23 protein-coding genes and 1 tRNA gene are annotated in these 17,961 nt (G+C 69.3%); 16 read left to right on the plus strand and 8 right to left on the minus strand.

What is annotated here, in order from left to right; translation table 11 throughout:
- Nucleotides 1-18: 18 nt before the first annotated feature.
- Nucleotides 19-657 (minus strand): trimeric intracellular cation channel family protein, encoded by a 639-nt coding sequence (locus BHU06_RS01455; RefSeq protein WP_070397358.1) that lies wholly within the window; start codon nucleotides 655-657, stop codon nucleotides 19-21.
- 16 nt (nucleotides 658-673) lie between these two features.
- Here BHU06_RS01455 and BHU06_RS01460 point away from each other — a divergent pair, with 16 nt between their 5' ends.
- Genes BHU06_RS01460 through BHU06_RS01470 form a run of 3 tightly spaced genes read left to right on the plus strand, consistent with a single transcriptional unit; the run spans nucleotide 674 to nucleotide 2,615 of the window.
- Complete coding sequence (locus BHU06_RS01460; protein ID WP_070397359.1) at nucleotides 674-1,438, plus strand: sulfite exporter TauE/SafE family protein; 765 nt, start codon at nucleotides 674-676, stop codon at nucleotides 1,436-1,438.
- Between the two features lie 53 nt (nucleotides 1,439-1,491).
- The gene (locus BHU06_RS01465) at nucleotides 1,492-2,100 is read left to right on the plus strand and encodes a ParA family protein (RefSeq protein ID WP_070397360.1); all 609 of its coding nucleotides are present in this window, start codon (nucleotides 1,492-1,494) and stop codon (nucleotides 2,098-2,100) included.
- A gap of 59 nt (nucleotides 2,101-2,159) precedes the next feature.
- On the plus strand, nucleotides 2,160-2,615 hold the full coding sequence (locus BHU06_RS01470; RefSeq protein ID WP_070397361.1) for a MaoC family dehydratase: 456 nt from the start codon (nucleotides 2,160-2,162) through the stop codon (nucleotides 2,613-2,615).
- 9 nt (nucleotides 2,616-2,624) lie between these two features.
- On the opposite strand, the gene BHU06_RS01475 is transcribed toward BHU06_RS01470, so the two are convergent.
- The 3 genes from BHU06_RS01475 to BHU06_RS01485 all read right to left on the minus strand — a co-directional run bounded on the left by BHU06_RS01475 (nucleotide 2,625) and on the right by BHU06_RS01485 (nucleotide 4,319).
- Nucleotides 2,625-3,026, minus strand: coding sequence for a hypothetical protein (locus BHU06_RS01475; RefSeq protein WP_139146913.1), 402 nt, complete (start codon nucleotides 3,024-3,026; stop codon nucleotides 2,625-2,627).
- Between the two features lie 65 nt (nucleotides 3,027-3,091).
- Nucleotides 3,092-3,565, minus strand: coding sequence for a tRNA (uridine(34)/cytosine(34)/5-carboxymethylaminomethyluridine(34)-2'-O)-methyltransferase TrmL (gene trmL, locus BHU06_RS01480; protein ID WP_070397363.1), 474 nt, complete (start codon nucleotides 3,563-3,565; stop codon nucleotides 3,092-3,094).
- 28 nt (nucleotides 3,566-3,593) lie between these two features.
- Nucleotides 3,594-4,319: a ComF family protein gene (locus tag BHU06_RS01485; RefSeq protein WP_070397364.1), complete on the minus strand. Its 726-nt coding sequence runs from the start codon at nucleotides 4,317-4,319 to the stop codon at nucleotides 3,594-3,596.
- A gap of 63 nt (nucleotides 4,320-4,382) precedes the next feature.
- Between BHU06_RS01485 and BHU06_RS01490 the strand changes: the two genes are divergently transcribed.
- From BHU06_RS01490 to BHU06_RS01515, 7 genes are all read left to right on the plus strand, one after another.
- Nucleotides 4,383-5,288: a biotin synthase gene (locus BHU06_RS01490; RefSeq protein ID WP_139146914.1), complete on the plus strand. Its 906-nt coding sequence runs from the start codon at nucleotides 4,383-4,385 to the stop codon at nucleotides 5,286-5,288.
- A 294-nt stretch (nucleotides 5,289-5,582) separates the two neighbouring features.
- Nucleotides 5,583-6,725, plus strand: a complete 1,143-nt coding sequence (coxB, locus tag BHU06_RS01495; protein ID WP_254668105.1) for a cytochrome c oxidase subunit II — start codon at nucleotides 5,583-5,585, stop codon at nucleotides 6,723-6,725.
- A gap of 40 nt (nucleotides 6,726-6,765) precedes the next feature.
- Complete coding sequence (gene ctaD, locus BHU06_RS01500; RefSeq protein ID WP_070397366.1) at nucleotides 6,766-8,385, plus strand: cytochrome c oxidase subunit I; 1,620 nt, start codon at nucleotides 6,766-6,768, stop codon at nucleotides 8,383-8,385.
- 19 nt (nucleotides 8,386-8,404) lie between these two features.
- Complete coding sequence (locus tag BHU06_RS22910) at nucleotides 8,405-8,515, plus strand: cytochrome oxidase small assembly protein (RefSeq protein WP_217494338.1); 111 nt, start codon at nucleotides 8,405-8,407, stop codon at nucleotides 8,513-8,515.
- Between the two features lie 13 nt (nucleotides 8,516-8,528).
- A complete protein-coding gene (locus tag BHU06_RS01505) occupies nucleotides 8,529-9,128 on the plus strand; it encodes a cytochrome c oxidase assembly protein (RefSeq protein WP_070397367.1) in 600 nt (199 codons plus the stop codon).
- A 5-nt stretch (nucleotides 9,129-9,133) separates the two neighbouring features.
- On the plus strand, nucleotides 9,134-9,334 hold the full coding sequence (locus BHU06_RS01510) for a DUF2970 domain-containing protein (RefSeq protein WP_070397757.1): 201 nt from the start codon (nucleotides 9,134-9,136) through the stop codon (nucleotides 9,332-9,334).
- A gap of 66 nt (nucleotides 9,335-9,400) precedes the next feature.
- Nucleotides 9,401-10,282, plus strand: a complete 882-nt coding sequence (locus BHU06_RS01515; protein ID WP_070397368.1) for a cytochrome c oxidase subunit 3 — start codon at nucleotides 9,401-9,403, stop codon at nucleotides 10,280-10,282.
- Nucleotides 10,283-10,358: 76 nt separating this feature from the next.
- Here the strand turns inward: BHU06_RS01515 and BHU06_RS01520 are convergent, their stop codons facing one another.
- A complete protein-coding gene (locus BHU06_RS01520) occupies nucleotides 10,359-10,595 on the minus strand; it encodes a twin transmembrane helix small protein (protein ID WP_070397369.1) in 237 nt (78 codons plus the stop codon).
- A 63-nt stretch (nucleotides 10,596-10,658) separates the two neighbouring features.
- Here BHU06_RS01520 and BHU06_RS01525 point away from each other — a divergent pair, with 63 nt between their 5' ends.
- Genes BHU06_RS01525 through BHU06_RS01545 form a run of 5 tightly spaced genes read left to right on the plus strand, consistent with a single transcriptional unit; the run spans nucleotide 10,659 to nucleotide 14,690 of the window.
- Nucleotides 10,659-11,396, plus strand: a complete 738-nt coding sequence (locus BHU06_RS01525; RefSeq protein ID WP_070397370.1) for an SURF1 family protein — start codon at nucleotides 10,659-10,661, stop codon at nucleotides 11,394-11,396.
- Nucleotides 11,377-12,072: a hypothetical protein gene (locus tag BHU06_RS01530; RefSeq protein ID WP_070397371.1), complete on the plus strand. Its 696-nt coding sequence runs from the start codon at nucleotides 11,377-11,379 to the stop codon at nucleotides 12,070-12,072. The genes BHU06_RS01525 and BHU06_RS01530 overlap by 20 nt, the downstream gene beginning before the upstream one ends.
- Nucleotides 12,073-12,076: 4 nt before the next feature.
- Nucleotides 12,077-13,198 (plus strand): heme A synthase, encoded by a 1,122-nt coding sequence (locus BHU06_RS01535; RefSeq protein ID WP_070397372.1) that lies wholly within the window; start codon nucleotides 12,077-12,079, stop codon nucleotides 13,196-13,198.
- Nucleotides 13,195-14,097 carry a heme o synthase gene (gene cyoE / locus BHU06_RS01540; protein WP_070397373.1) on the plus strand — a complete coding sequence of 301 codons (903 nt, stop codon included), beginning with the start codon at nucleotides 13,195-13,197 and terminating at the stop codon, nucleotides 14,095-14,097. The genes BHU06_RS01535 and cyoE overlap by 4 nt, the downstream gene beginning before the upstream one ends.
- Nucleotides 14,098-14,123: 26 nt before the next feature.
- On the plus strand, nucleotides 14,124-14,690 hold the full coding sequence (locus BHU06_RS01545; RefSeq protein WP_254668106.1) for an SCO family protein: 567 nt from the start codon (nucleotides 14,124-14,126) through the stop codon (nucleotides 14,688-14,690).
- Between the two features lie 61 nt (nucleotides 14,691-14,751).
- On the opposite strand, the gene BHU06_RS01550 is transcribed toward BHU06_RS01545, so the two are convergent.
- Complete coding sequence (locus BHU06_RS01550) at nucleotides 14,752-15,714, minus strand: tripartite tricarboxylate transporter substrate binding protein (protein ID WP_070397375.1); 963 nt, start codon at nucleotides 15,712-15,714, stop codon at nucleotides 14,752-14,754.
- Nucleotides 15,715-15,741: 27 nt separating this feature from the next.
- Entirely contained in the window at nucleotides 15,742-16,773 is a 1,032-nt protein-coding gene (locus BHU06_RS01555; protein ID WP_070397376.1) for a CDP-6-deoxy-delta-3,4-glucoseen reductase, read from the minus strand.
- Between the two features lie 88 nt (nucleotides 16,774-16,861).
- Here BHU06_RS01555 and BHU06_RS01560 point away from each other — a divergent pair, with 88 nt between their 5' ends.
- Nucleotides 16,862-17,782, plus strand: coding sequence for an NAD-dependent epimerase/dehydratase family protein (locus BHU06_RS01560; protein WP_070397377.1), 921 nt, complete (start codon nucleotides 16,862-16,864; stop codon nucleotides 17,780-17,782).
- A gap of 61 nt (nucleotides 17,783-17,843) precedes the next feature.
- Here BHU06_RS01560 and BHU06_RS01565 read toward each other — a convergent pair.
- A tRNA-Leu gene (locus tag BHU06_RS01565) sits at nucleotides 17,844-17,928 on the minus strand.
- Nucleotides 17,929-17,961 lie beyond the last annotated feature (33 nt).

Consider the following 17,961-nt stretch of genomic DNA (forward strand, 5'->3'; position numbering starts at 1 on the left):
CGCGATTGTCCCCGGGACTCAAAGCCGCCACTGCGGCAACTGCCAATCGCGCCACAGCGCCAGGCCGCGCAGCCCGGCCGTGACGCCCACGCAGGCCAGCAGCGCCAGCCAGCCCGGTGCGGCGATCGCCCACAAGCCCACGTAGACCCAGCCGCCCACGAAGGCGCAGACCGCGTAGGGCCGGTGGTCGCGAAAGGCGCTGGGGATCTGGTTGCAGACCACGTCGCGCAGCACGCCGCCGGCCACGCCGGTGACGATGCCCATGAGCACGGCCACCAGGGGCGGCATCTCCAGCAGCAGCGCCTGGTGCGCGCCGGTGGCGGCGAACAGGCCCAGGCCCAGGGCGTCGGGCCACTGCATGGCGCGCTCGGTGACCTCGAAGTGCCGCGTGCGCAGGAACAGCATGGCCAGCACGCTCAGGCCCAGCACGCCCCACAGCAGCTCCACGTGGTGCACCCAGAAGAACGGGCGCTGGTCGAGCAGCAGGTCGCGCAGTGTGCCTCCGCCGAAGGCCGCCAGAAACCCGACGACGACCACACCGACCGCGTCGAGCCGCTTGCGCGCGCCTTCCAGGATGCCCGACAGCGCGAAGGCCGCGGTGGCGGCCACCTCCACCAGCAGCCTGAGGGTTTCCCCCCACAATGTCACGTTTTGCATCGCCGGATTGTCTTCCGTGTCATCGCTTCCCCTCATCACCGACCCTTTCTTCTATGCCGTGGCCGTGCCGGCCGTGCTGCTGCTGGGCATCAGCAAGAGCGGCTTTGGCGCCGGCTTCGGTTCGCTGGCGGTGCCGCTGATGGCGCTGGCCGTGACGGTGCCGCAGGCCGCGGCCATCCTGATGCCGGTGCTGCTGGTGATGGACCTGCTGGGCATGGCGGCCTTCCGCAAGAACGTGGACCGGCAATTGCTGAAGTTCCTGTTGCCCTATGGCCTGCTGGGCATCGTGATCGGCACGCTGCTGTTCCGCTGGCTGGAGCCGCGCCTGGTCGCGGGCATCGTGGGCGCCTTCACGCTGCTGTTCCTGGCCCAGCGCCTGCTGTTCCCGCCCCGGCCCGACAGCGCGCCGCCGCCGCGCTGGGTGGGCGCCATCCTCACCGCCACCTCGGGCTTCACCAGCTTCGTGGCGCACGCGGGCGGGCCACCGATCAACGCCTACGTGATCCCCATGCGCCTGCCGCCGTTGCTGTTCACGGGCACCATGGCCTTCTTCTTTTTCTTCGTGAACATGGCCAAGTGGGTGCCCTACGCCTGGCTGGGGCTGATCGACCTGCGCAACATGGCCACCTCGCTGGTGCTGCTGCCGCTGGCGCCGGTGGGGGTGTGGATCGGGGTGCGCATCGCGCACCGCATCCGGCCGGTGCTGTTCTACCGCCTCATCTACACCGGCATGTTCCTCACGGGCTGCAAGCTGGTCTGGGACGGGCTCGGGCTAACATAGGCTTACCTGTGCCAGTACCGGCCGCCCCAGGGGGCCGAACTCAAGGAGACGACATGCCGATCGTGGTGGTTGCGAATCCGAAGGGGGGCGTCGGCAAGACCACGCTGTCGACCAATGTGGCCGGCTACTACGCCAGCCGCGGCCATACCGTCATGCTGGGCGACGTGGACCGCCAGCAGTCATCCGCGCTGTGGCTGCGCCTGCGGCCACCCACGGCGCGCCCCATCCACACCTGGGAGGTGTCGCACGACCAGATCGCGCGCCCGCCGAAAGAGGCCACCCACGTGGTGCTGGACACGCCCGCCGGCTTGCACGGCAAGCGCTTCAAGGATGTGCTCAAGCTGGCCAACAAGGTCATCGTGCCGCTGCAGCCCAGCATCTTCGACATCTACGCCACGCGCGATTTCCTCGACGAGCTGACCGAGACGCGCCGCGCTGCCGTGGGCATCGTGGGCATGCGGGTCGATCCGCGCACCATCGCGGCCGACAAGCTGGCCGAGTTCGTGGCCGGCCTGGACCTGCCGGTGCTGGGCTACCTGCGCGACACGCAGAACTACATCCACCTGGCCGCGCGCGGCCTCACGCTGTTCGACGTGGCGCCCTGGCGGGTGGAGAAGGATTTGCAGCAGTGGCAGGGCATCTGCGACTGGCTGGACCGCTGAGGCAGGGGCTTGTCGCGCGCCCGACATCCGATCGCGGCCCGGATTTGTAGAGTGCGCCCATGCGCACATTCGACACCCTCGAGGAATTCGACGCGCTGGTGGGCCGGGCCGTGGTCACCAGCGACTGGGTCACCATCACCCAGGAGCGGGTGAACCGCTTCGCCGACGCCACCGGTGACCAGCAGTGGATCCACGTCGATGTGGAGCGGGCCAGGGCCGGCCCTTTCGGCGCGCCCATCGCACACGGCTTTCTCACGCTGTCGCTGCTGCCGGTGTTCTTCGAGTCCGCGATGAACGTGCGCGCCTCGCGCATGGGCGTGAACTACGGGCTGAACCGGGTGCGCTTCACGGCCCCGGTGCCGGTGGGCAGCCGCCTGCGCGCGCACATGGCGCTGCAGGCCTGCGAGCCGATCGACAACGGCGGGCGCCAGATGACCTGGGCGGTCACGGTGGAGCGCGAAGGCAGCGAGAAGCCGGTGTGCCTGGCCGAGTCGCTGGTGCGCCACTACCCCTGAGCGCCGGGCTCAGCGGATGCGAGCGAGCTGCTTCGGGTCCAGCCAGTCTTCGAAGAGTTGGCGCAGGGCGTCGATGCGCGCGGCGGCCACGTGCTGGCTGTGGCGCTGGGCGATGAGCTGGAAGGCGTCGTTGCGCAGCAGCCAAAGCTCCTGGGGGCTGCGCGCCTGCTCGATCTGGCGGCGCAGGCGCAGGGCCGGCACGGAGTGCACGCAGTCCTCGATGGTGGCCAGCAGGCGCTGGCGGATGGCGACGATGTCCCGCAAGTGGGGCGTGCGCGGCTGGGGTTGGGGGTGCACCACGCCGATCCATCGGGCGATGCGCGCGATCACCGGGTGTCCCTGAGGCCCGCGGTCCCGGCGCGGACCGGTGGCGGGCAGCCGGTGGTGGCGGGGGTTGATCGTGGTCTCCATGTCGCGCATGGTGGAGCAGTTGCCACAAATGGGGGATGTTTCAGGGGGAACTCGCGTGATATGGATCACGCAACCCCGCCTTGGAAGCCGTTTTGGCGCCAGGCTTCGAACACGGTGACGGCCACCGCGTTGGACAGGTTGAGGCTGCGCTGGCCCGCCCGCATGGGCAGGCGCAACCATTGACCGGGGGCGATGTCCGCCCGGACCGCCTCGGGCAGGCCGCTCGACTCCGCCCCGAACACCAGCCAGTCGCCCGCCCGCCACGCGGTGTCGTGCACGCCGCGCCGGCCGCGCGTGGTCAGCGCGAACAGGCGCTCGGGATCGGGTCGCGCGGCGTGCAGAAAGGCTCCCCAGCCGGCGTGTCGGCGCACCTCGGCGTACTCGTGGTAGTCCAGTCCGGCGCGCCGCATCAGCTTGTCGTCCATGGAAAAGCCCAGGGGCTCGATCAGGTGCAGCGCGCAGCCGGTGTTGGCGCACAGGCGGATCACGTTGCCCGTGTTGGGCGGGATTTCGGGGTGGACCAGGACGACATTGAACATGGTGGGGCGCGCATGATAGTGGTGCGCCTCAGTCCGCGCGCTCGTGCGGTGCTGGCGTGCGGGCGAAGACCAGGGCGTCGACGCGCGCGGCGCCCGCCGCCAGCAGGGCCTGCGCGGCGGCGTCCAGGGTGGCGCCGGTGGTGACCACGTCGTCCACCAGCAGCAGCCGGGCGCCGCGCAGGCGCGACAGGTACTCGGCCGGCACCGCGAACGCGCCGCGAAGGTTGCGCAGGCGTTCTTCGCGGGCCAGGCGGTGCTGTGCGGGGCCGTCGCTCAGGCGCATCAGCGCGTCCGGCCGCAGTGCGTCTGGGTGCCGTGGCACGAGGGCCCGGGCCAGCGCCCAGGGCGGGTGGTGGCCGCGTTCGGCCAGGCGCCCGGGGGTTAGCGGCAGGGGCACGATGCCGTCGGCCGCGTCGAGCAGGGCGCCGGCGCCGGGCGCAGCCCGCATCAGCCCGGCGAAGGTCCGGGCCCAGGCGGTCTCGCCGTGGAATTTGAAGCGCGCGATCAGCCGGTCCCAGGGAAAGGTGTAGTCCACCGCGGCCACGCAGGCGCCGAGAACGCGATCGGCGGCCCGCGCCCGGCAGGGGCAAGGCGAAGCGTCGCTGGCGGGCGCGGCGCAGCGCGGGCAGCGGGGGCGCGGCGGCGCGAAGCGCTGGCGGCAGGCCTCGCACAGCGGCCAGGCCGGCCACTGGCCGCACACATGGCATTGGCTGGGCCATGACCAGCCGGGTGTCCATACGGCGAAGCGGCGCATGCGGGCTCAATATACTGAGCGCCCCCTCCCGATACCGGGGCCGGTTCGCACCGGCCCGCCGCCTTGAACCCATCCCCCTCCGACGCTGCCGACGCCGTGCCCGGCCTCGATGCCGTGGCCTGCGCCCGCTGGCAGGGCCTGCCGCGCACACACAGCCCCTGGCTGCACGAGGAAGTGGGCGGGCGCATGGCCGAACGCCTGCAGTGGTTCCGCGAGCCGCCCACGAGCTGGCTGCACTGGGAGCCTGTGCTCGGCGGCCTGAAGACGCATGCGCGCCTGCGCGCGGCGCTGCCCCGCGCCGAGTGGCAGGTGTGGTCGCGCGACATGGCGCGCGCCGCCGCGGCCACCCGGGAGGCCGCGCCCCGGTCCTGGAACCCGCTGCGCCCGCGCTGGCTGGAGCCCCGAGCCGCCGACCCGCAGCGGCCGGTGCAAATGCTCTGGGCTAACATGGGCCTGCACGCCGAGCCCCAGCCGCAGCGGCTTATCGCGCGCTGGCATTCGCACATAGCGACCGGCGGTTTCCTGATGTTTGCCTGCCTGGGCCCGGACAGCCTGAACGAGCTGCGCGAGGTCTGGGCGGCCGAGGGCTGGCCCGCGCCCACGCACGCCTTCACCGACATGCACGACTGGGGTGACATGCTGGTGCACGGCGGCTTCGCCGAGCCCGTCATGGACATGGAGCGACTCGAACTCACCTACGGCAGCGCCGCCAGCCTGGTCGATGAGTTGCGCGGCTTCGGTCGCAACCTCTCGACCGAGCGCTTCGGGGCCTGCCGGGGCCGGGGCTGGCGTGAGCGCCTGTTGGCGGCGATCGAGGCGCGTGGCCCGCGAACCGACGGCGGCCGCCTGCGCCTGACGGTCGAAATCGTCTATGGCCACGCCTTCAAGGCGGCGCCCAAGCCGCCGCGCGGGGACGCCACCGTGCCGCTGGACGCGCTGCGCGAGCAGCTGCGCCAGCGCCGCGGCTGAGCCAAACCCGACCAAGGGGTCCCGGCTTGCGGTCAGGGCTCCCTATGGCGGCGGCTACAATCCCGCGGTTTGGGTTCAAGGGCATTTCCCCCTGTGCCGGCGTGCCGCGTCCGGGGGCGCGTTCCTGATTGGCGCGTGAGATGCGACTGCCTTGCGCGGCGCGCGAAGCGCTGGCGCAGGCCTGGCAGGTTTTGGTGTAATCGGGGTCGATATCAATCGACACTTATATTTGAGGCGCAACAAGTGAGCAAGACGACAAAGACGCTGCAAGCCCTACGTGCAGCGCGGAACGCGGTGGGACTGGCGCTGCTGAGCGCCGGGGTCTGGTCCTCGGCGGCCGCGCAGAAGGTCAACGATCTGCCGGGCGGCCCCGCGGTCAACCAGCTCAACTTCGCCCCGCCGGTCACCAAGATCGCCGAAGAGCAGCACTGGCTGCACTGGTTCATGATGGGCATCTGCGCCGTGATCTTCGTGATCGTCTTCGGCGTCATGTTCTATTCCATCCTCAAGCACCGCAAATCGGTGGGCCACCAGTCGCAGGCGCTGCCCGAGCCGATCTGGGTGGAGCTGGGCTGGACCATCGTCCCCCTGCTGATCGTCATCGGCATGGCGCTGCCCGCCACCAAGGTGCTGGTGGCACAGAAGGACACCACCAACGCCGACGTGACCATCAAGGCGGTGGGCATGCAGTGGAAGTGGGGCTACGAATACATCAAGGGCGAGGGCGAGGGCATCGGCTTCCTCTCCACGCTGGACACCTCGCACCGCGTGATGTCCAACAGTGGCAAGCCCGAGGCCACCGACGACTACCTGCTCAAGGTCGACAACCCGCTGGTGGTGCCCGTGGGCAAGAAGGTGCGCATCATCACCACCGCCAACGACGTGATCCACGCCTGGATGGTGCCGGCCTTCGGCGTCAAGCAGGACGCCATCCCCGGCTTCGTGCGCGACACCTGGTTCCGCGCCGAGAAAACCGGCGACTTCTACGGCCAGTGCGCCGAGCTGTGCGGCAAGGAACACGCCTACATGCCGATCCACGTGAAAGTGGTGTCGGCCGAGGAATACAGCGCCTGGGTGGGCGAGAAGCACAAGGCCATGGCCGCTGCGGCCGACGACCCGAGCAAGGTCTGGACGCTGACCGACCTGGTCAAGCGCGGCGAATCCGTCTACGCGGCCAACTGCGCGGCCTGCCACCAGGCCAACGGCAAGGGCGCGGGCCCCATCAAGCCGCTCGACGGCTCGGCCGTGGTGCTCGACGCCGACAAGGGCAAGATGACCCATGTGCTGCTCAATGGCCAGAACAACGGCGCCATGCCCGCCTGGAAACAGCTCTCCGACACCGAGCTGGCCGCGGTCATGACCTACGCCAAGAACAGCTGGAGCAACAAGACCGAACAGATCGTGCAGCCCGCCGAAGTGCAGGCCGCGCGCCAGTGACCCGTCCGCGCATCGAGATTGAGAACCTGAGGAACAGACCATGAGTGCAGTGCTTGACCACCACGACGCGCACGGCCACGACCACGACCACCACGCCCCCACGGGCTGGCGCCGCTGGGTGTTTGCCACCAACCACAAGGACATCGGTACCCTGTACCTGCTGTTCTCCTTCACCATGCTGATGATCGGTGGCCTGCTGGCCCTGGGCATTCGCGCCGAGCTGTTCCAGCCCGGCCTGCAGCTGGTGAACCCCGAGCTGTTCAACCAGCTCACCACCATGCACGGCCTGATCATGGTGTTCGGCGCCATCATGCCGGCCTTCGTGGGCTTCGCGAACTGGATGATCCCGCTGCAGATCGGGGCCTCCGACATGGCCTTCGCGCGCATGAACAACCTGAGCTTCTGGCTGCTCATCCCGGCGGCCCTCATGCTCGTGGGCTCGTTCTTCATGCCCGGCGGCGCGCCCGCCGCGGGCTGGACGCTCTACGCGCCGCTGACGCTGCAGATGGGCCCCTCGATGGACGCCGGCATCTTCGCCATGCACATCATGGGCGCCTCGTCGATCATGGGCTCGATCAACATCATCGTGACCATCCTGAACATGCGCGCGCCCGGCATGACGCTGATGAAGATGCCCATGTTCTGCTGGACCTGGCTCATCACCGCCTACCTGCTGATCGCCGTGATGCCCGTGCTGGCCGGCGCCATCACCATGACGCTGACCGACCGCCACTTCGGCACCAGCTTCTTCAATCCCGCCGGCGGCGGCGACCCGGTGATGTACCAGCACATCTTCTGGTTCTTCGGCCACCCCGAGGTCTACATCATGATCCTGCCGGCCTTCGGCATCGTGAGCCAGGTCGTGCCCGCCTTCGCGCGCAAGAAGCTGTTCGGCTACGCCTCCATGGTCTACGCCACCGGCTCCATCGCCATCCTGTCCTTCGTCGTGTGGGCGCACCACATGTTCACCACCGGCATGCCGGTGACGGGTCAGCTCTTCTTCATGTACTCGACCATGCTGATCGCCGTGCCCACGGGCGTGAAGATCTTCAACTGGGTCGCGACCATGTGGAAAGGCTCGATGACCTTCGAGACCCCGATGCTGTGGGCCGTGGGCTTCATCTTCGTGTTCACCGTGGGTGGCTTCACCGGCCTGATCCTGTCGGTGGCGCCGATCGACATCCAGATGCAGGACACCTACTACGTGGTGGCGCACTTCCACTACGTGCTGGTGGCCGGTTCGCTGTTCGCCATGTTCTCCGGCCTCTACTACTGGCTGCCCAAGTGGACCGGCGTGATGTACAGCGAGACCCGCGGCAAGATCCACTTCTGGTGGTCGATGATCTCGTTCAACATCACCTTCTTCCCGATGCACTTCCTGGGTCTGGCCGGCATGCCCCGCCGCTACGCCGACTACCCCATGCAGTTCGCCGACTTCAACATGATCGCGTCCATCGGCGCCTTCGGCTTCGGTTTCGCGCAGGTGTACTTCTTCCTGGCCGTGGTCCTGCCCGCCATGCGCGGCCAGGGCGAAAAGGCCCCGCAGAAGCCCTGGGACGCGGCCGAAGGCCTGGAATGGGAAGTGCCTTCGCCGGCGCCCTTCCACACCTTCGAGAACCCGCCCAAGCTCGACGCCACCGCCACCAAGGTGATCGGCTGAACGCCTCGCACGCCACGCCATGACGCCTGAACAGAAAAAGAGCAACGCGCGCCTGGGCCTGATCCTGGCCTCGGTGGCCGTGGTCTTCTTCCTCGGCTTCGTGGGCAAGATGGTGCTGCTGGGCGGCTGAGCGGAGCGTTGCGATGGGTCTGCGCCAGGAAAACCTCAAGATCGTGGGCAAGCTCTGCGTGATCGCGCTGGGCATGTTCGCGTTCGGTTATGCGCTGGTGCCGATCTACCGCCACATCTGCGAAGCCCTGGGCATCAACGTGCTGGCGGTGTCGGAAACGCGCATTCCCGGCGCGGCTCAGCTGCCCGCCAATACCCAGGTGGATCGCAGCCGCACCATCACCGTCGAGTTCGACACCAACGTGCGCGGTCCCTGGAATTTCAAACCCGCCGTGCGTTCGCTCCAGGTCCACCCGGGTGAACTCACCACGGTGCTGTACGAGTTCCAGAACATCCAGAACCGCACCATGGCCGCGCAGGCCATCCCGAGCTACGCGCCCAAGCAGGCGGCCGCCTTTTTCAACAAGCTCGAGTGCTTCTGCTTCACGCAGTACACGCTCGCGCCTGGCGAGAAGAAGGAGTGGCCCGTGGCCTTCGTGATCGACCCGCGCCTGTCCAAGGACGTCACCACCATCACGTTGTCGTACACCTTCTTCGAGGTGGGCGGCAAGACACCACCGGCGCCCGACGCGGCGGCCCTGGCGCCCGACGCCAAGGCGCAGGGGGGCGCGTGAACCGCATGGCCACGCCACCGCAATCCGGGTCCCTGCTGAGCACCGTCAAGGCCGTGCTCTGGGGTTTCCTGGGTCTGCGGCAGCGGGGCGAGTACGAGAAGGACATCAAGCGCCTCAACCCGCTGCACCTGGTGGCGGTGGGCCTGGTGATGGCCTTCATCTTCGTCGGCGCGCTCATCGCGCTGGTGAATTGGGTCGCCGGATGAGGGCGGCGACCCGCGCAGACTATTCATTGACATCGACACAGCGATAGCACAACAGGAGTGAGCAGCATGTCCGCAGCATCCCATGGCTCGACGCCGTACTACTTCGTCCCCGGACCGTCGCGTCATCCGGTCATGGCCGCCATCGGCCTTTTCTTCGTGATCCTGGGCGCCGCCCAATGGATCAACGGCCACGGGTGGGGCGCGTATTCGCTCGCCTTCGGCCTGGCCTTCTGGCTGTTCGTGCTGTTCCAGTGGTTCCGCGACGCCGTGCACGAGAGCGAGACCGGCATGTACGGCCGCAAGATCGACCTCTCGTTCCGCTGGAGCATGAGCTGGTTCATCTTCTCCGAGGTGATGTTCTTCGGTGCCTTTTTCACCGCCCTGTGGTGGGCGCGCGCGCACTCGGTGCCCAACCTCGGCAGCATCGAGAACGCGCTGATCTGGCCCGACTTCTCGGCCGTGTGGCCCAGCCTGCAGGCCGGCGCCACCGCGTCGCCGGGCAACATCGTCGAGCCCTTCCAGACCGTGGGCCCGTTCTGGCTGCCCACCATCAACACGGCCCTGCTGCTCACCTCGGGCGTCACGCTGACCATCGCTCACCACGCGCTGCAGGCCGGCCAACGCGCCAAGACCATCGGCTTCATGTGGATCACCGTGCTGCTGGGCTTCGTCTTCCTGCTGGTGCAGGGCTACGAATACGCGCACGCCTACGCCGACCTGAACCTCAAGCTCAGCTCGGGCATCTTCGGCTCCACCTTCTTCATGCTCACCGGCTTCCACGGCTTCCACGTGTTCGTGGGCATGCTGATGCTGCTGTTCATCACCCTGCGTCTGCACAAGGGCCACTTCACCGCCGAGCGCCACTTCGGTTTCGAAGGCGCGGCCTGGTACTGGCACTTCGTGGACGTGGTCTGGCTGGGCCTGTACATCCTCGTTTACTGGATGTGATGCCCACCCCGGGACGATCGCCCCATGAAAAAAGCGCCGCGAGGCGCTTTTTTCTTTCGGTGCCGGCGCGCCGCGCTCAGCGCTGCACCGGTAGGCCAGTTGGCTGGATCCAGCCCATGAAATACGCCACCAGCACCAGCACGAACAGCAGGACGGAAAAGCCCACGCGAAAGGCCAGGGCGCGCGCCATCTGTCGCTTGCGCGGGGCCTCGCCCTCGCTGCCGTCGTGCACGCCGCCGCGCATCATGAACACCAGCGCCGCGGCCAGGCTGCCGATGATGGCCACGAAAGCCACGATCACCACGTATTTCATGGCCCGCATTATCCGGGGCCGGCCGCGCGCCGCTGTCGGACAAGGCCGCGCGGAGGACGGGCGATGAGCCGCGCGCGATTCCTGGTCGTCACTGTGGCCACGGTGCTCACCATGGCCGCAACCGCGTCGCTGGGCCTCTGGCAGCTCGACCGCGCGCGGCAGAAGACCGCGCTGCAGGCCGCCATCCTGTCGCGCGCCGAGCTGCCCGCCTGGGACAACGCCGCGCTGCTGGCGCAGACCGACCCCTCCGCCGGCGTGTACCGGCCGGTGCGCCTGCGGGGCCAGTGGATCGCGCGGCACAACGTGTTCCTGGACAACCGCCAGATGGACGGCCGCGTGGGCTTCTTCCTGGTCACGCCGCTGCGCCTGAGCGGCAGCGAGCGCGTGGTGCTGGTGCAGCGCGGCTGGGTGCCGCGCGACTTCCACGACCGCGCGCGCGTGCCCGACGTCGACACCCCCGCGGGCGAGGTGACCGTGCAGGGCCGCTTGGCCCCGCCGCCCGGGCGCCTTTACCAGTTCGGCGAGGCCGGTACCGGGGCCATCCGGCAAAATATCGACCCCGCCGCCTACCGCCTGGAAACCGGGCTGGCGCTGCTGGACCCCTCGGTCCAGCAAACGGGCGACGACGAGGGCCTGCTGCGCCGCCAATGGCCGCTGCCGGCCGTCGACGTGAGCAAACACCACGGCTACGCCTTCCAGTGGTTCGCCCTGTGCACCCTGGTCGCTGGCCTTTACCTCTGGTTCCAGATCATTCAACCCCGCCGCCAACGCGCCCGCCTCCATGGCCAAGACGCCCGATGAACCCCTGACGCTGACGGTGCACAGCCTGCCCACGCCCGACCGTGGCGATGCCGAGCGCGCCGCCGCCACACGCAGCGGCCGCTGGAAGATGCTGGCCATCCTGCTGGTCTGCGCCTCGCCCGTCATCGCCTCGTACCTCACCTATTACGTGATCCGGCCCGAGGGCCGCCGCAACTACGGCGAGCTCATCGCGGCGCAACCCCTGCTGCCGGCGATCAACGGCACCGATGCTCAGGGCCGCTCGGTGCCCCTGAACTCGCTGGAAGGCCAGTGGCTGCTGGTCAGCGTGGCCGACAGCGCCTGCGACGCCGCCTGCGAGAAGCACCTGTACCTGCAGCGCCAGCTGCGCGAGACCCTGGGCCGCGAGAAAGACCGCCTCGATTGGGTCTGGCTGCGCACCGGCGCCAGCGAGCTGCGTGAGCCGCTGAAAACCGCGACGGCCGCCGCCACCGTGCTGCACGTGGACGCCGCCGCGCTGGCGCAGTGGCTGCAGCCCGCGCCCGGCCATCGCCTGGAAGACCACCTCTACGTGGTCGACCCGCTGGGCCACTGGATGCTGCGCTTCCCGGCCGACATCGACCCCACGCGCGCCAAGCGCGACCTCGACCGCCTGCTGCGCGCCTCCTCGGCCTGGGACCAGCCCGGCCGCGGCGTCGGCGGGCACCCCGGCGGTTGATCGCATGGACGCCCCGTCTTCCCTGGTCGACCTCGCGCCGCTCACGCGCATGATGCTGCTGGGCATCGCGATCGCGTTCGGCCCGCTGGTCTGGATCGGCCTCAAGCACCGCCAGGCCAGCCCCGCGCAGCGCCTGCGCGTGCTGACCCTGGTCACGCTCTTCCTCACCTTCGACCTGGTGCTGTTCGGCGCCTTCACGCGCCTCACCGATTCCGGCCTGGGCTGTCCCGACTGGCCCGGCTGCTACGGCGCGGCCAGCCCGCTCGGCGCGCACGCCGACATCTCGGCCGCGCAGTCGGCCATGCCCACCGGCCCGGTCACCTTCTCCAAGGCCTGGATCGAGATGGTCCACCGCTACCTCGCCACCGGCGTGGGTGTGCTGATCATCGTGCTGGCCGTGGGCAGCTGGATCGAACGCCGCCGCATCCATGTGCACTGGGTCTGGCCGGTGGTCACGCTGGCCTGGGTCTGCCTGCAGGGCGCCTTCGGCGCGTTCACGGTGACCATGAAGCTCTTCCCCGCCATCGTCACCCTGCACCTGCTGGGCGGCCTGGTGCTGCTGGCGCTGCTGCGCGCGCAATCGGTGGCCTACCGCCTGGGCGAGCCGGGCAGCGCCGGCCCCACGCCCATCGGCGCGGCGCAGCGCGGCTGGCTGTTGGCTGCCTTCGCGCTGGTGTGGCTGCAGATCGCACTGGGTGGTTGGGTCAGCACCAACTACGCCGTGCTGGCCTGCAGCGAGTTCCCCACCTGCCAGGGCAGCTGGTGGCCCGCCATGAACCTGCGCGAGGGCTTCACGCTCTGGCGCAAACTGGGGGCCAACCACGCGGGTGAGGCCATCACCTTCCCGGCGCTCACCGCCATCCACTACGTGCACCGCCTCATGGCCTACGCCGTGTTCGCGCTGCTGCTGGCGCTCGCCTGGGCGCTGTGGCGCGTGCCGGGGCTGCAGCGCTTCGCGCGCGTGCTCGTGGCCCTGTGCGCCTGGCAGTTCCTCACCGGTCTCAGCAATGTCGTGCTCGACTGGCCGCTGCTGGCCGCCGTGGGCCACACCGGCGGCGCCGCCGCGCTGGTGATCGCCTTCACGGGCGCCGTGGCCGCCACGCGCAGCGCGGAGGTTTTCCCGTGAACACAGAAGTGCATCCCTTGTCCCTGCCGTCGACCTGGCGCCAGTTCCACGCGCTGACCAAGCCGCGTGTGATCCAGCTGATCGTGTTCTGCGCGCTCATCGGCATGGTGCTCGCCGTGCCCGGCCTGCCGAGCTGGCCGCAGCTGCGGCTCGCGGCCATCGCCTGCTTCGGCATCTGGCTGGTGGCCGGCGCGGCGGCGGCCTTCAACTGCGTGGTCGAGCAGCACATCGACGCGAAGATGAAGCGCACCGCCTGGCGTCCCACGGCCAAGGGCGAGCTCACCAACTGGCAGACGCTCTCGTTCTCGGCCGCACTGTGCGCGATCGGCTCGGCCATCCTCTGGTTCTGGGTCAACCCGCTCACCATGTGGCTGACCTTCGCCACCTTCGTGGGCTACGCGGTGGTCTACACCGTCATCCTCAAGCCGCTCACGCCGCAGAACATCGTGATCGGCGGGGCCTCGGGCGCCATGCCACCGGTGCTGGGCTGGGCGGCCATGACGGGCACGGTCGCGCCCGAGGCGCTGGTGCTCTTTCTCATCATCTTCCTCTGGACGCCGCCGCACTTCTGGGCGCTGGCGCTCTACCGCGTGGAGGACTACCGCAAGTCCGGCCTGCCGATGCTGCCGGTCACGCACGGTTCCGAGTTCACGCGCCTGCAGATCCTGCTCTACACCTTCGTGCTGCTGGCGGCCACGCTGCTGCCCTTCATGCTGCGCATGAGCGGCTGGTTCTACCTGGTGAGCGCGCTCGCGCTCGGCCTGGGTTTCTGCGGTTACGCCTTCGCGCTGTGGCGGAACTATTCCGACGCCCTGGCTCGAAAGACTTTCCGCTTCTCGCTCATCCACCTGTCGCTGCTGTTCGCGGCGCTGCTCATCGACCACTACCTGCCATGGTGAAGAACACCGTCTCCCGCCGCCGCCTGATGGCCGCTGGCGCCGCTTCCCTGCTGCTGGCCGCGTGTTCCGAGTCGCCGCCGGCGTTCAAAGGCATCGACATCACCGGCGCCGACTACGCCACCGGCTTCTCGCTCACCGACCACAACGGCCAGAAGCGCACGCTGGACGACTTCAAGGGCAAGGTGGTGGTGATCTTCTTCGGCTTCACGCAATGCCCCGACGTGTGTCCCACCTCGATGACCGAGATGGCCGAAGCCAAGCGCCTGCTCGGGCCCGACGGCGATCGCTTCCAGGGCCTGTTCATCAGCGTGGACCCCGAGCGCGACACGCCCGAGGTGATGAAGCAGTACGTGACCCAGTTCGACCCGAGCTTTCTTGCGCTGTACGCGGCGCCCGGCAAGCTGGAGGCCGTGGCCAAGAGCTTCAAGGTCTACTACAAGAAGGTCGAGGGCAAGACGCCCACGAGCTACACCATGGACCACTCGGCGGGCAGCTACGTGTACGACACGACGGGGCGCATCCGCCTCTACAACCGCTACAACAGCGGCGCGCAGTCGCTGGCCGACGATGTGAGGCTACTGCTGAAGGGCTGAACATCGGCCAGGCAGGAAAAAGGGCGCCCGAGGGCGCCCTTGTCGCGTGTGCGGTTCGAATTCAATCCACCTTGGCGCCGCTGAGCTTGACCAGGCGCTCGTACTTGGCGCGCTCGCGGGCCATGAACTCGCCGAAGGCCTGGGGCGTGCTGGGCGCCGGCTCGGCCATCAGGGCGGCGAACTTGCCCTTCACGTCCGGCGACTGCAGGGCCTTGGTGAAGGCCGCGTTGAGCTGCGACACCACGTCGGCCGGCGTGCCGGCCGGGGCCACCAGGCCCCACCAGGTGTCGATCTCGAAGCCGGGCAGGGTCTCAGCGACGGTGGGCACCTCGGGCATCACGCCGCTGCGCTGGGCGGTGGTGACGGCCAGGGCCTTGAGCTTGCCCGCGCGGATGTTGGCCGCCGCGGTGGCGAGGTTGTCGAAGTTGAAGTCGACCTGGCCCGACAGCAGCCCCAGCTGCGCCGGGTTGCCGCCGTTGTAGGGGATGTGCACGGCGAACACGCCAGCCTGGTTCTTGAACAGCTCGCCCGCCAGGTGGCCGGCGCTGCCGTTGCCACCCGAGCCGTAGTTGAGCTTGCCCGGGTTCGCTTTGCCGTAGCGGATGAGGTCGCGCACGCTCTGGATGTTCAGGCGCTGCGCGGTCTCGGCGTTCATCACCAGCACGTTGGGCACGCGCAGCATCTGCGTGACGGGCGCGAAATCCTTCGCCGGGTCGTAGGGCAACTGCTTGAACAGCCAGGGGTTGATGCCGTGCGAGGCCGTGGTGGCGATGCCCAGGGTCAGGCCGTCGGGCGCGGCCTTGGCGACCTGGCTCACGCCGATGTTGCCGCCGGCGCCGGGGCGGTTCTCGATGATCACCGTGCCGAGCGAATCCTTCACCGCGTCGGCCAGGACGCGCGCCGTCACGTCGATCGGCCCACCGGCCGCGAAGGGCACCACGATGCGCGTGGTGCGGGCCTGCGCCCAGGCGGGCAGGGCGAGCGCGGTGGTGACGAGGGCGATGGCGTGGCGGCGGGAAATCATGCGGTGTCTCCTAGGGGGTGGGGGTGTTCAGACCTTGTCCGCGGCGGAAGTGAAGGCGTCGGCGAAGAAGCACTCCTCGGGCAGGCCGGCCTGCGCCACGTAGTCGCGCTTGGCCGATTCGACCACGATGGGCGCGCCGCAGGCGTAGACCTCGAAGCCGCTCAGGTCGGCGTGGTCTTCCAGCACGGCGCGGTGCACGAAGCCCGTGCGGCCGGTCCAGGCGTCCTCGGGCTGGGCGTCGGACACCACGGGCACGTACTTCAGGTTCGGCATGGCGGCCAGCTGCTCCTCGATCCAGGCGCTCTGGTACAGGTCGGCCGGGCGGCGGCCGCCCCAGTACAGGGTGGCGGGGCGCTGGATGCCCTTGAATCGCATGTGCTCGACGATGGCCTTGATGGGGGCGAAGCCCGTGCCGGAGGCGAGCAGCACCATGGGCTTGTCGCTGTCCTCGCGCAGGAAGAAGCCGCCGAAGGGGCCTTCGATGCGAAGGATGTCCTTCTCCTTCATGGTGGAGAAGACCTGGTCGGTGAACTTGCCGCCGGGCATGTGGCGCAGGTGCAGCTCCAACCCTGGCGCCTCGGCCTGCGTGTGCGGCGCGTTGGCCATGGAGTAGCTGCGGCGGTCGCCGTCGCGCAGGATGAACTCCACGTACTGGCCCGCGCGGTACTGGAAGGTGTCGCTGGCGGGCAGCTGCAGGCGCACCACCATCACGTCGTGCGAGGCGCGCGTGAGGCTGTTGACGCGCGCGGGCATCTTCTTGATGGGGAAGGCACCGAGCTCGGTGACCTGGCGCGACTCCAGCACCACGTCGCTGTGGGCCACGCCGCAGCAGGTGAGCACGTAGCCCGCGGCCTCCTCGTCGGCCGACAAGGCCTTGGCCTGGTGCGGCCCGTGCACCACGGTGCCCGACACCAGCTTGCACTTGCAGGAGCCGCAGGCGCCGTCCTTGCAGCCATAGGGCAGGCCGATGCCCTGGCGGATGCCGGCGGCCAGCATGGCTTCGTCGGGGTTGGCGGTGAAGGCGCGCCCGCTGGGCTGCACCGTGATCGTGAATGTCATACTCGCCGTCTTCTTTCTGTCGAGGGGCGCGCTCCGGTGGCGCACCCCGTTCCAAGCAACCGCGCATTGTCGCAAAAACCCGTTTTGCATGAGTTTCCTTGGGGCCTTGCCCGCGCGCTTTCGGCGTGAACGGGTGCTGATCGTGGGCTGTGGCGACGTCGGCCTGCGTACGGCCGGTGCCTTGGGCGCCGGTCGGCGCGCGCGCCTGCTGGCGCTCACCTCCAGTCCGGAGCGCATGCCTGGCCTGCGCGCGGCGGGCCTGGTGCCCTTGCGGGGCGACCTGGACGATGCGCGCAGCCTGCGCCGCCTGGCCGGCCTGGCCACGCGCGTGCTGCACCTGGCGCCGCCGCCTTCGCAGGACATGGCCGACTGGCGCATCGACCCGCGCACGCGCGCCCTGGTGCACGCGCTGGCGCAGCGCACGCCGCCGCTGGCGCTGGTCTATGGCTCCACCACCGGCGTCTATGGCGACCGCGGTGGCGCCTGGACCAGCGAGTCGCAGCCCGCGCGGCCGCGCACCCCGCGCGCGGCGCGCCGCGTGGACGCGGAGGAGCGTGTGCGCTGGCTGGGCCGCGCCCTGGGCGTGCGCGCCAGCGTGCTGCGCATCCCGGGCATTTACGCCAACGACCGCGAGGGCGGCACGCCGCGCGAGCGGCTGCTGCGCGGCACGCCCGTGCTGCGCGCCGAGGACGACGTCTACACGAGCCACATCCACGCCGACGACCTGGCGCGGGCCTGCGCGCTGGCGCTGTGGCGCGGCCGCGCGCAGCGCGTGCTCAACGTGGTGGACGACAGCGAACTCAAGATGGGCGACTACTTCGACCTCGCGGCCGATCTCTACGGCCTGCCACGCCCGCCGCGCGTGCCACGCGACACGGCGCAGGACCAGTTGCCGCTGGTGCTGCTGAGCTTCATGAGCGAATCGCGCCGCCTGCGCAACCAGCGGCTAAAGGATGAGCTGGGGCTGCGGCTGCGCTACCCCACCGTGGCCGAAGGCCTGCGCGGCTGAGGCCGGCGAGCGGCCAACAAAAAGCCCGCGTGGAGCGGGCTGGTTGCAGGGCTTGCTCTGGTGGTGCCGAAGGCCGGACTCGAACCGGCACGCCTTGCGGCGGCGGATTTTGAATCCGCTGCGTCTACCGATTTCGCCACTTCGGCCCGAGCAAGGGCGCGGATTATGGCACAGTGGCG

Source organism: Hydrogenophaga sp. PML113 (assembly GCF_001777155.1).
Classification (GTDB): Bacteria; Pseudomonadota; Gammaproteobacteria; order Burkholderiales; family Burkholderiaceae_C; genus Hydrogenophaga; species Hydrogenophaga borbori.

Excerpts from the sequence above, each read along its gene's own strand:
- BHU06_RS01470 (WP_070397361.1), top strand. The coding sequence starts at position 2,160 with ATGCGCACATTCGACACCCTCGAGGAATTCGACGCGCTGGTGGGCCGG.
- BHU06_RS01520 (WP_070397369.1), bottom strand. The coding sequence starts at position 10,595 with ATGAAATACGTGGTGATCGTGGCTTTCGTGGCCATCATCGGCAGCCTG.
- BHU06_RS22910 (WP_217494338.1), top strand. The coding sequence starts at position 8,405 with ATGACGCCTGAACAGAAAAAGAGCAACGCGCGCCTGGGCCTGATCCTG.
- BHU06_RS01550 (WP_070397375.1), bottom strand. The coding sequence starts at position 15,714 with ATGATTTCCCGCCGCCACGCCATCGCCCTCGTCACCACCGCGCTCGCC.
- BHU06_RS01485 (WP_070397364.1), bottom strand. The coding sequence starts at position 4,319 with ATGCGCCGCTTCGCCGTATGGACACCCGGCTGGTCATGGCCCAGCCAA.
- BHU06_RS01555 (WP_070397376.1), bottom strand. The coding sequence starts at position 16,773 with ATGACATTCACGATCACGGTGCAGCCCAGCGGGCGCGCCTTCACCGCC.
- BHU06_RS01530 (WP_070397371.1), top strand. The coding sequence starts at position 11,377 with ATGGCCAAGACGCCCGATGAACCCCTGACGCTGACGGTGCACAGCCTG.
- BHU06_RS01475 (WP_139146913.1), bottom strand. The coding sequence starts at position 3,026 with ATGGAGACCACGATCAACCCCCGCCACCACCGGCTGCCCGCCACCGGT.
- BHU06_RS01455 (WP_070397358.1), bottom strand. The coding sequence starts at position 657 with ATGCAAAACGTGACATTGTGGGGGGAAACCCTCAGGCTGCTGGTGGAG.
- BHU06_RS01525 (WP_070397370.1), top strand. The coding sequence starts at position 10,659 with ATGAGCCGCGCGCGATTCCTGGTCGTCACTGTGGCCACGGTGCTCACC.
- BHU06_RS01510 (WP_070397757.1), top strand. The coding sequence starts at position 9,134 with ATGGCCACGCCACCGCAATCCGGGTCCCTGCTGAGCACCGTCAAGGCC.
- ctaD (WP_070397366.1), top strand. The coding sequence starts at position 6,766 with ATGAGTGCAGTGCTTGACCACCACGACGCGCACGGCCACGACCACGAC.
- BHU06_RS01535 (WP_070397372.1), top strand. The coding sequence starts at position 12,077 with ATGGACGCCCCGTCTTCCCTGGTCGACCTCGCGCCGCTCACGCGCATG.
- BHU06_RS01545 (WP_254668106.1), top strand. The coding sequence starts at position 14,124 with ATGGCCGCTGGCGCCGCTTCCCTGCTGCTGGCCGCGTGTTCCGAGTCG.
- BHU06_RS01505 (WP_070397367.1), top strand. The coding sequence starts at position 8,529 with ATGGGTCTGCGCCAGGAAAACCTCAAGATCGTGGGCAAGCTCTGCGTG.
- BHU06_RS01515 (WP_070397368.1), top strand. The coding sequence starts at position 9,401 with ATGTCCGCAGCATCCCATGGCTCGACGCCGTACTACTTCGTCCCCGGA.
- trmL (WP_070397363.1), bottom strand. The coding sequence starts at position 3,565 with ATGTTCAATGTCGTCCTGGTCCACCCCGAAATCCCGCCCAACACGGGC.
- BHU06_RS01560 (WP_070397377.1), top strand. The coding sequence starts at position 16,862 with ATGAGTTTCCTTGGGGCCTTGCCCGCGCGCTTTCGGCGTGAACGGGTG.
- BHU06_RS01465 (WP_070397360.1), top strand. The coding sequence starts at position 1,492 with ATGCCGATCGTGGTGGTTGCGAATCCGAAGGGGGGCGTCGGCAAGACC.